This is a genomic window from Streptomyces sp. NPDC060205 (genome assembly GCF_042728395.1).
Lineage (GTDB): Bacteria > Actinomycetota > Actinomycetes > Streptomycetales > Streptomycetaceae > Streptomyces.
Genome location: NZ_JBHWZP010000325.1, coordinates 1 through 10,137, shown reverse-complemented (window position 1 = coordinate 10,137; position 10,137 = coordinate 1). Strand labels below are relative to the sequence as shown.

At 71.5% G+C, this 10,137-nt stretch carries 8 protein-coding genes; 3 read left to right on the top strand and 5 right to left on the bottom strand.

What is annotated here, in order from left to right; genetic code table 11:
* The first annotated feature begins 75 nt into the window (after window positions 1-75).
* The 3 genes from ACFWGJ_RS36270 to ACFWGJ_RS36260 all read left to right on the top strand — a co-directional run bounded on the left by ACFWGJ_RS36270 (window position 76) and on the right by ACFWGJ_RS36260 (window position 3,997).
* A complete protein-coding gene (locus tag ACFWGJ_RS36270; protein WP_387333116.1) occupies window positions 76-573 on the top strand; it encodes a nucleoside deaminase in 498 nt (165 codons plus the stop codon).
* Window positions 566-1,567, top strand: a complete 1,002-nt coding sequence (locus ACFWGJ_RS36265; RefSeq protein ID WP_387333114.1) for an isopenicillin N synthase family dioxygenase — start codon at window positions 566-568, stop codon at window positions 1,565-1,567. The genes ACFWGJ_RS36270 and ACFWGJ_RS36265 overlap by 8 nt, the downstream gene beginning before the upstream one ends.
* 156 nt (window positions 1,568-1,723) lie before the next feature.
* Window positions 1,724-3,997 carry a hypothetical protein gene (locus tag ACFWGJ_RS36260; RefSeq protein WP_387333112.1) on the top strand — a complete coding sequence of 758 codons (2,274 nt, stop codon included), beginning with the start codon at window positions 1,724-1,726 and terminating at the stop codon, window positions 3,995-3,997.
* Here the strand turns inward: ACFWGJ_RS36260 and ccsB are convergent.
* Genes ccsB through ACFWGJ_RS36235 form a run of 5 tightly spaced genes read right to left on the bottom strand, consistent with a single transcriptional unit; the run spans window position 3,982 to window position 9,749 of the window.
* Window positions 3,982-5,127, bottom strand: coding sequence for a c-type cytochrome biogenesis protein CcsB (ccsB, locus tag ACFWGJ_RS36255; RefSeq protein ID WP_387333110.1), 1,146 nt, complete (start codon window positions 5,125-5,127; stop codon window positions 3,982-3,984). The two genes, ACFWGJ_RS36260 and ccsB, sit on opposite strands and share 16 nt — an antisense overlap.
* Window positions 5,124-7,043, bottom strand: coding sequence for a cytochrome c biogenesis protein ResB (locus ACFWGJ_RS36250; RefSeq protein ID WP_387333108.1), 1,920 nt, complete (start codon window positions 7,041-7,043; stop codon window positions 5,124-5,126). Before ACFWGJ_RS36250 ends, ccsB begins: the two co-directional genes overlap by 4 nt.
* 3 nt (window positions 7,044-7,046) lie before the next feature.
* Window positions 7,047-7,814 (bottom strand): cytochrome c biogenesis CcdA family protein, encoded by a 768-nt coding sequence (locus ACFWGJ_RS36245; RefSeq protein WP_387333106.1) that lies wholly within the window; start codon window positions 7,812-7,814, stop codon window positions 7,047-7,049.
* A gap of 6 nt (window positions 7,815-7,820) precedes the next feature.
* On the bottom strand, window positions 7,821-8,444 hold the full coding sequence (locus ACFWGJ_RS36240) for a TlpA family protein disulfide reductase (RefSeq protein WP_387333104.1): 624 nt from the start codon (window positions 8,442-8,444) through the stop codon (window positions 7,821-7,823).
* Between the two features lie 54 nt (window positions 8,445-8,498).
* On the bottom strand, window positions 8,499-9,749 hold the full coding sequence (locus tag ACFWGJ_RS36235) for a hypothetical protein (RefSeq protein WP_387333102.1): 1,251 nt from the start codon (window positions 9,747-9,749) through the stop codon (window positions 8,499-8,501).
* Window positions 9,750-10,137: the final 388 nt, after the last annotated feature.

Below are 10,137 nucleotides of genomic sequence, written 5' to 3'. Positions count from 1 at the left end.
GCCCCCGCCGGGGCGCGGGTGGAGACGGAGCGGTCCGAGGAGTGATTCGGGGGGCGATCGGGGAGAGTGGATTGCATGAGCGACGGCAGCGGCGGCAGCGACCGGTTCGAAGGCTTGGAGCGCATCGGCAGGGCGCGGGTCCGCAGCTGGCTCGTGACCGCCGTCGAGGAGGCCAGGGCCGGCCTCGCGGAGGGCGGCATCCCCATCGGCGCCGCCCTGTACGCGGCGGACGGCACCCTGCTGGGCCGGGGCCGCAACCGGCGCGTCCAGGACGGCGACCCGTCCACGCACGCCGAGACGGCCGCCTTCCGCGACGCGGGCCGGCAGCGCTCGTACCGCGGCACGACGATGGTGACCACGCTCTCGCCGTGCTGGTACTGCAGCGGTCTCGTCCGGCAGTTCGGGATCTCCCGGGTGGTCGTCGGGGAGGCCGAGACCTTCCACGGCGGACACGACTGGCTGGCGGAGCACGGCGTGGAGATCGTGCTCCTCGACGACGCCGAGTGCGTCGCCATGATGCGCGACTTCGTCAAGGAAAACCCCGCACTGTGGAACGAGGACATCGGTGAGTGACCCGACATCGGTGAATGACACCGCCACCCGCACCGGGCCCCGCGTGCCGACCGTCGATCTCGGGCCCTGGCTCTCCGGCGACCCCGAGGCCCGTACCCGGATCGCCCGGACGGTCGACAGCGCGCTCCAGAACGCCGGGTTCCTGCTGGTGACCGGCCACGGCGTCGACCCCGCCCTGCGGGTCCGCGTCCGCGAGGCGGCCCGCGCCTTCTTCGTGCTGCCCGCCGAGGCCAAGGAGCCGTACGCGGTGAAGGTCGGCGGCCGGGGCTGGCTCGGTCCCGGCGCCGAGGCCAACGGCTACGCGGAGGGCACCCCGACCCCGCCCGACCTGAAGGAGTCCCTGAGCTTCGCGACGCACGAGCCCTTCGACGACCCGGTGACCGACGCGGAGTGGTGCGCCCCGAACGTCTGGCCGGCGGAGGCCCCGGGGCTCCGGGCGCTGTGCGAGGAGTACCTCGCGCGGATGGGCGAACTGGAGAACCATCTCCTCGCCCTGCTCGGTGAGGCGCTGGGCCTGGAGCCCGACTTCTTCACCCGGCACATGGACCACCCGACCTACGGCTTCAACATCAACTGGTACCCGGGCAGGGAGGTCGTCGGCGAGCCCGAGGAGGGTCAGTTCCGTATCGGCCCGCACACCGACTTCGGCACGGTCACCATCCTCGACCGGCAGGCCGGCAAGGGCGGGCTGCAGATCTGGACGGACGACGGCGGCTGGGAGGACGCGCCCTTCGACCCGGCGGCGTTCACCGTCAACATCGGTGACCTGATGGCCCGCTGGACCGGCGACCGCTGGCGCTCCGGCCGCCATCGCGTCCTGCCGCCGCCCGCAGACGAGCCCTCCGAGGAGCTGATGTCCCTCGTCTACTTCGGCGAGTGCACCCCGGGGACCCGCGTGGAGTCGGTCCCGGCCCCGGTCGGCCGGGTGGCGTACGAACCCGTCGACTCCCACGTGTACCTGCGGTCGAAACTCGACTCGATCACCGTCAACTGAACCGGGCCCGGTCGGACTGTGCCGACGGCGCCGACATTTGCGTAAGCCCGCGGACAGCAACCGGTCCACTCCGAAGCAACGCCCCCTGATCGCCCCCCGGTTGATACACCTCACCTCTACGAGAACCGGACCCGAGGGGTCCCAGGGGGAGATGCGGTGCGCAGAGGGCTGCACGGCCGAGGGGCGTTGTTCGACACGGAGCCGCCCGGCCTCGCTCCACGGCTCGTCGGCCTGCGGCCGTTCCAGCACGGGCCCAGTCCCTGCGAACACCCGAAGGAGCTCCCCTTCGTGGTGTTCGCCGGGGCCCGCGGGCTCGGCAAGAGCGCGGTGCTGGCGGAGCTGCGGGCCGCGTACGAGGGGCGGACTCCCCTCGCGCTGATCGACTGCGAGGCCGACCGGTTCGCAGGGCCCCCCGCGGGACAGCCGCACGAGGTCTGGTCGCCCGTGGCACAGGCGCTGGTGACGATCGCCGAACAGCTCGCGGAGCCGGTGGCCGACGCGGGACGGATCCCCTTCCCCCGGCTCGCGGCGGGCCTGCTGGCCGTGGCGGCGGGCGGCTGGAACGACCGGGACGTGCCCCGCGCCCGCCGGGAGGCCGAACGGATCCTGCTGCTGAACGACACGGGCTCCTGGGTCGGCTCCCCCACGAGCCGCTGGGTCGGCCGGGTCTCGGCCCGCCTCACCGACCCCCTCACCGGCCCCCTGCCGGGTACCGGTACGGGTACTGGTACGGGTCCGGTGGTCGAGCCGGTCGTCGAGGCCGCCCTGGAGACGTTCTCCGAGGGGGTCTCGCCCACGCACCGCCGGCTGCGGAAGGCCGCCGCCTGGTACCGCGACCACCCGAACGCCGACGGCAACCCCAAGCTCGGACTCCTGCTGCTCTCCGGCCACTTCAGGGCGGGCGGCGACCTGCGCACCCACGCCGAGGGCCATCTCGTACGGGCCCTGCTGGCCGATCTCGACGACGCGTACGGCGGTGCGCTGCCGCGCGGGAACCGGCTCGGGCGTCCGGTGGTCCTCGTCGACAACGCGCAGAGCGCGCCGGGCGTCGGGCTGATCGGAGCGGTGCTGCGGGACCGGGCCGGCGGCATCGCCGACCGGGTGGCGTTCTTCGCCGGTCTGCGCGGGCACGGTCATCCGGCGCTGCGCAACGCGACCCGCCGCACCCTGTCCGAGCTGGTCCGCGCGAGCGGCTGGGAGCCCGGCGGCACGGCCTCGTCGCGGGCGCTGCTCGTCCCGCTGTCACCGCTGTCCCCCGACGACACCCCGCGTGTCGTCGAGGCGGCCTGCCGGGGCCTGGCCGTTCCGTCCCGGCTGCCGGGCGCGGCCCACCGGCTGACCGGCGGCAGCCCGCTCGGTACGGCCCTGTTCGCGGAGTCCGCCCGGCAGAACCTGCCCCGGGGCGCGGGCACGCCCGGCGAACTGCTCACCGCGGACCTCGTACCGCAGGAGACGTACGAGGCAAGCGAGAAGCGTGAGGCGTACAGGGCGCACGAGGTGCATGAGGCACGCGAGAAGCGTGCGGCGTACGGGGCGCACGAGGTGCATGAGGTACGCGAGAAGCGTGCGGCGTGTGACGGGCGGCCCGCCTACCGGGAACTGCTCGACCGGCTCATACCGGACGGCCGCCGGGACGAGCTGGCGCTGCTGGCCGTGGCCCACGACCGCGAGTCGGCGTGCGCGCTGGCCGCGGCCCGGCTCCCCGGCGACTTCGGCGCGGTGGGGGTGCTGGCCCTGGAGGCGCGGCTCGCCGAGGAGGGTCTGCCGACGGTCCCCGGCCAGTTCGTCGGCGACCCGTTCCTGCGCGCGCTGCTGCTGCTCGGCCTGCACCGCAGGGAGCCGGACCACGCCACCTGGAAGGCCGCCCACCGCACACTCGTCGCCCACTACACGGACATCCCGGCCGCGCCGGACGGCACAGCCGACGGCTCGGGGAACGGCCCGAGGTGCGCGGAGCAGCGGATCCTCTACCGGCTCCACCACGAACTCGCCCTGGGCGCCGCCGAACCGGCCGTCACGTGGCTGCGCGACGCCTTCGCCCACCACGACACGAAGGCGTGGCTGCGGGCGCTGGTCTTCCTCGCGTCGGCGCCGTACCACCCCACGCCCGCCCCGGACGGGTACGGGGGCGCCACGTCCGACGCCCGCACCCGGGTCGCGCTCGGCCGCGTCGGCGGCGGCCCGCCTCCGCCCGAGGGCGCGGACACCGCCCTGCACCTGCGGATCCGCCGGCTCCTGTACGGGATCTGGCAGGTCACCGACCCGCTGGCGCTGCCGGACCCGGTGGTCGCCGAGCGGCTGCGGTCCGAGCTGGGGCAGCTGTCGAGGCTGCGGACCACGGACGTGGAGCCGCTGCTGCGGGCCTCCGTCCACTGGCCCGAGGACGCCCTGTCCGGCCGCCCCCTCCGTGGGGGTCAGACCCCGGCGTAGGAGTGCTTGCCGGTGACGAAGATGTTGACGCCGTAGTAGTTGAACAGCCAGCAGGCGAAGGCCGCGAGCGCGATGTACGCGGCCTTGCGGCCCTTCCAGCCGGCCGTGGCACGGGCGTGCAGATAGCAGGCGTAGGCGACCCAGGTGATGAACGACCAGGTCTCCTTGGGGTCCCAGCCCCAGTAGCGGCCCCACGCGTCGCCCGCCCAGATCGCGCCCGCGATGATCGTGAACGTCCACAGCGGGAAGACGGCCGCGTTCACGCGGTACGAGAACTTGTCGAGCGAGGCCGAGGCGGGCAGCCGCTCCAGCACGGAGGTCGCGAAGCGGCCCGGCTTGCCGCCGGTCGCCAGCTTGTTCTCGTAGCTGTCCTTGAAGAGGTACAGGATCGTGCCGACCGCGCCCACGTAGAAGACCGCGCCGCAGAAGATCGCCGTGGAGACGTGGATGTACAGCCAGTACGAGTGGAGCGCGGGCACCAGCTGGTCGCTCGCCGTGTACAGGACGGTGACGGCGAGGCCGAGGTCCAGCAGGACCGTGGTGACCAGGAAGAGGCCCATCCAGCGGACGTTCTTCTTCATCGCCAGCAGTGCGAGGTACACGCCGACGGCGACGGTGGAGAAGGTGATGTTGAACTCGTACATGTTGCCCCACGGCGCCCGCTGCACCGACAGAGCGCGGGCGAGCACACCGCCGAACGCGATGAGGAAGGCGAGCACGGTGAGGGAGATGGCGATCCGGCCGTACAGGTCGCCCTGCTCGTCACCGCCGTGCGCGCCGGGCCCGTCCGGCACCTCCCGGGCGCCGGCCGCGGCCCGGGTGACGACCTGGGGCCGCTCCAGCACGGCGGTGCCGCCCGCGGTCTGCACGGTGACCGCCGGGCCGGCCGCCTTCTTGCCGGCCTTGCCGGCCTGGTCGGCGGTGAGCGCGGCGGCCGTACGGCCGACCTTGCTGCGGCTGCCGAGGAGCCATTCGGCGATGTACGCGAAGAAGGCCAGCGTGTAGACGGCCATCGCGGAGTAGATCAGCGTGTTGCTGACGTTCGCGAGGTGCTCGTTGGTCGCGGCGGCCAGGTCGGTCGCGGCGGCGAAGTCGGTTGCGGCGAGGTCGGTTGCGGCGGCGAGAGTCACTTCGTCTCAGCCCCTTCGGCAGGTACGGCGGGAGGTTCGGGGGTGGTGGTCTCGTTCTGGGGCTGGTCCGGGGTATTGCTCCCGGGCCGGTCGGACCGGTCCGGGGTGTCGGGTGCGTCCGGCGCCAGGTCGTACAGATGACCCGCCAGGGCGCCCAGTTCCTCGGGGACCTTGGCGGACTCGCTGCGGCCGAGGCCCGCCATCTCGACGACCGTGACCCCGTCGGGGCCGGTCACGGCCCGCACCCACACCCGGCGGCGCTGGATGAAGAGGGAGGCGGCGAGGCCGAAGATGGCGCCGAAGGCACCGGCGAGGGCCCAGCCGGCCCCGGGCTGCCGGGTGACCTGGAAGTTCGCCCACTCCTTGACGCCCTTCTCGAAGGTGATCGAGCCGGCGCCGTTCGGGAGCTGCATGGTCTCGCCCGGCTTCAGGTTCTCCCGCAGCTGCTTGCCCTTGGAGTCCTTGAACTCCTTCATGTTCTTCTTTTCGAGCTGGTAGACGCTCTGCGGCAGGCCCGCGTCGACGCCGAGGTCGCCGTGGTACGCCGTCAGGTTCAGCACCGGGTTCAGCAGCGCCGGGAACTGCGAGACCACCGCGGTGCCGTCGCCGCCGTACGCGGGGAGGAAGAACGCCTGGAAGCCGAGCTGTTCCTGCTTGCCCTTGGCGTCCGTGTAGCCGTCCATGACCTTGATCGCGCCGGTCGAGGTGACGTTCGAGTCGAGCGGCAGCAGCGGCACGGCCTGCTGGTAGACGATCTCGCCCTTGCCGTCCCGGACGGTGACGACGGGCGCGTAGCCGTGGGCGGTGAGGTAGACCTTCGAGTCGTCGATGTCCAGCGGCTGGTTGACCTTGACGGTCTTCTTCTGTTCCTTGCCGTCCGCGCCCTCGCTGTAGTCGACCTTCGCCTGGTACGTGCGCGGCGTGCCCTTGTTGGGCCCCGTCGCCTCGTACGTGCCCTCGAAGTCCTCCAGGACGAAGCTGAACGGCTCCAGGTCGTCGGTGTCGAAGAGGCTGCCGGACTTGAAGTCGTCGTACTGGATGAGCGTGTTGGCGAATCCGTCGCCCTCGACGATCAGTTTGTTGCCCTCGGACTTGAAGAGCTGGCCCCAGGCGAAGGCGACCAGCATCACGATCAGGGCGATGTGGAAGGCGAGGTTGCCGACCTCGCGGAGGTAGCCCTTCTCGGCGGCGACCGCGTCCCCGTCGACGTGCGCGCGGAAGCGCCGCTTCCTCAGGAGCTTCAGCGCCTCGTCGCGGACCTCCTCGGGCGCGGCAGCGGTCCGCCACGTCGTGTACGCGGGCAGCCGGGTCAGCAGCCGCGGGGCGCGCGGCGGCCGGCCGCGCAGCTGGCCGACGAACTGCCAGGTGCGGGGCACGATGCAGCCGATGAGCGAGACGAAGAGCAGGATGTAGATCGCGGAGAACCACACGGAGCTGTAGACGTGGAACAGCCCGAGCTTCTCGTAGATCGGCCCGATCGTGGTGTGCCGGGCCAGGAAGTCGGCGACCTTCGTCTCGTCGGTCCCGGACTGCGGGATCAGCGAGCCGGGGATCGCGCCCAGGGACAGCAGGAAGAGCAGGAGCAGCGCGACCCGCATCGAGGTGAGCTGCCGCCAGATCCAGCGGGCCCAGCCGGTGATCTCGCGGCCGGTCCAGGCGAGCCAGCCCATGGCACCCGGGGTGCGCGCGCCGCCGAAGGAGCCGGGCATGAGCGTCTCGCGGGGCGCGGTGGACAACTGCGCGCCGGCGGCGCCGAGATCCCCCGCGTCGCGGGTCGCGGTGTCACGCGTCGTGGTGTCACCCGTACCGCTGTCGTCGGCCCGGCCGCTCTCGTCGGTGCGGCCGTTCTCGTCGGCCCGGCTGTTCTCGTCGGCCTGGCCGTCGGTCCTCGCGCCGGTGTCCCGTGTCGCGCTCATGCGTCAGATCCCTACCGTGAAGCCGTTGGACCAGCCCTGCATCTCCTGCACGATGCCGTCCCACGCGCCGGTCAGCAGGAGCAGACCGGTCGCGATCATCATTCCGCCGCCGATCCGCATGACCCACACGTAGTGGCGCTTGACCCAGCCGAAGGCACCGAGCGCCTTGCGGAAGGCCACGGCGGCGACGACGAAGGGCACACCCAGACCGATGCAGTACGCGACCGTCAGTATGGCCCCGCGTCCCGCGCTCGCCTGGTCGGAGGAGAGCGCCAGCACGGAGGCGAGCGTCGGTCCGATGCACGGCGTCCAGCCGATCCCGAAGAGCGCGCCCAGCAGGGGGGCGCCGACCAGGCCCGCGACCGGCCGCTTGTGGAAGCGGAACTCGCGCTGGGTCAGCCAGGGCATCATCCCCAGGAAGAACACCCCCATGAGCACCATGAGGACGCCGAGCGCCTTGGACATCGTGTCCTTGTGCTCCTGGAGGGTCGAGCCGAAGTAGCCGAAGAGGGCGCCGCCGGAGACGAACACCAGGGTGAAGCCGAGGACGAACAGCGAGGCCCCGGCGACCATCCGGCCGCGCCGCGCGTCGGCCAGGTCGGTGCCGCTGACGCCGGTGACGTACGAGAGGTAGCCGGGTACGAGCGGCAGGACGCACGGGGAGAAGAAGGAGACGAGCCCGCCGAGCAGGGCGATCGGAATGGCGAGCACCAGCGCCCCGTCGAGGACGGTCCGGTTGAGGTCGGTGCCCGCGGCCACGAGAAGAGACACGAGCGGTCACTTCTCCGCGAGGATCGGCTTGAGCATCTTGCGCAGGTTGTCCTCGCTGAGCGCGGCCAGCGACCGGGAGGCGACCTTCCCGTCCCGGTCGAGCACGAGCGTGGAGGGGATCGCCTGCGGGTTGAGCGTGCCCTTCTCGAAGCGGAGCATCAGCTTGCCCGTCGGGTCGTACAGACTCGGGTACGTGACGCCGTGCGCCTTTTCGAAGGCGAGGGCCGGGGTGGTGCTGGTGTCCCGGGTGTTGATGCCGACGAACTGCACGCCCTGGTCCTTGAGGTCCTCGGAGACCTTGACGAAGTTCTTGGCCTCCAGGCGGCACGGGCCGCACCAGGAGCCCCAGACGTTCAGGACGACGATCTTGCCCTTGTAGTCGGCGACGTCGAGCTGCTTGCCGTCGATGGTCTTGCCGGACAGCTCGGGCGCCTGGGCGCGGCTGCCCTTGCCGACCGTGGCGATGCCGTCGGAGCCGGTGACGAAACCGGTGTCGCCCGACCCGCCGGACGTGCCCCCGGATCCGCACGCGGACAGGAGCAGCGCCGCGGCGACGACCGCTCCGGCGGTAACGGCGGCACGGCTACGGGTCCGGTCGGTGCGCTGGACGGCACGGCTGGCGGCACTCATGTGAAAAGTTTCGCATGTCCGTTCCGGGGATCTTGCGCACCCCCCTCGCGGGGTTCAGGCGGCCTGGTCCTGGCCGAGGAAGGCCTTCCAGCCGCCGGTCGGTTCCTCCCCCACGCCCAGGGTCCGCAGCTTCTCCAGGACGGCCGCGTCCTGCGCGTCGAGCCAGTCCACGAACTGCCGGAACGACACCAGGCGTACGTCCTTCTTGCCCGCGATGTGCTTCAGCGCGTTCTCGACGGCGTCCATGTAGATGCCGCCGTTCCACTCCTCGAAGTGGTTGCCTATGAAGAAGGGGGCGCGATTCGTCTCGTATGTACGCGTGAAGCCCGCTATATACGATTCGGTCGCCTGCTTGCGCCAGGCCGGGTAGTTGGCGGGCGGGGCCTGGGTGGAGTTCACCGACTGGTTCGCCAGGATGTTGTAGTCCATGGACAGGACCTCGAAGGTGTGCCCGGGGAAGGGCATCGCCTGCAGCGGCAGGTCCCAGACGCCCTCCTTCTTGCCCGGCCAGACCTGGGTGCCGCCGGGCGAGGAGGCGTCGTAGCGCCAGCCGAGTTCGCGGGCGGTGGGCAGCAGGTTGTCCTGGCCCTTCAGGCAGGGGGTACGGCCGCCGACGAGTTCCTTCTCGTAGTCGAAGGGCAACGAGGGCACCTCCTTCTCGCTCCAGCCCGTGTTCGTACGCCACTCCTTGACGAAGGTCTTCGCCTGGTCGATCTCGCTGCGCCACTGGGCCGGCGTCCAGTTCTCCACCGTGCCGGTGCCGCCGCAGAAGTGGCCGTTGAAGTGGGTGCCGATCTCATGGCCGTCGAGCCAGGCCCGCCGAAGGTTCTTCAGCGTCGACTTGATGTGATTGTCCGTCAGATAACCGATGTCGGACGCGCCCGGCGCGTTGTTCGGCGGAAGGTACTTGCGCTTTTTCGACTCGGGCAGGAGATAGAGGCCGGAGAGAAAGAACGTCATTCGCGCGTCGTGTTCTTCGGCGAGCTTCAGAAAACGCTCGAAGAGGCCGTTGCCCACATCTCCCGCGCCGTCCCAGGAAAAGACGACGAACTGCGGCGGGGTTTCACCGGGTTGCAGGGGCACGGGCTTATCGGGCTGCTTGGGCTGCTTGCCGGTGAAGGAGGTGGAGCCGTCACCGAGGGGGCGGGCGGGACGGCCGCCACCACTGTCACCAGGCTTTCCGGAACCGCCGACGTGGTGGGAGCCGCCACCCAGGGCTGTGCCGCAGCCCGCGATTCCCATGGCAGCCGCGGTTGCGGCGCCGGCTCCGAGGCCCAGCATTCCCCTTCGGCTGATGTCGCGCATTTCCGTCCCCATTCGTCGTGCTCGGCGCCCAAGCAATCTGGACACGTAGTTAGAGGGCACGACGAAGAACGGGGTTCCCCCGCACGCTTGGATATTTCGGTGACTGTCCGATGGCGAACTTGTGACGAACACGGGGGAACCGCCTGACGGCGGGCTGCTGTCCACCTGCGGGCGGGTGGGGGCCGGCCGCGCAGTTCCCCGCGCCCCTGGCATTCGGCTGCGGGCCCGGTGGGGGCCGAGCGCGCAGTTCCTCGCGCCCCTGGCGTTCGGCTGCGGGCCCGGTGGGGGTTGCCCGCGCAGTTCCCCGCGCCCCTTAGGGGCGGGCCGGTGGGGCTGATCGCGCGTCGCGCCCCCGGGGGCGGGCAGGGGCGCAGCCCCGCCCGTCAGG

Coding starts and splice junctions, on each gene's coding strand:
- ACFWGJ_RS36270 (WP_387333116.1), top strand. CDS start 76: ATGAGCGACGGCAGCGGCGGCAGCGACCGGTTCGAAGGCTTGGAGCGC.
- ACFWGJ_RS36250 (WP_387333108.1), bottom strand. CDS start 7,043: ATGAGCGCGACACGGGACACCGGCGCGAGGACCGACGGCCAGGCCGAC.
- ACFWGJ_RS36240 (WP_387333104.1), bottom strand. CDS start 8,444: ATGAGTGCCGCCAGCCGTGCCGTCCAGCGCACCGACCGGACCCGTAGC.
- ACFWGJ_RS36235 (WP_387333102.1), bottom strand. CDS start 9,749: ATGCGCGACATCAGCCGAAGGGGAATGCTGGGCCTCGGAGCCGGCGCC.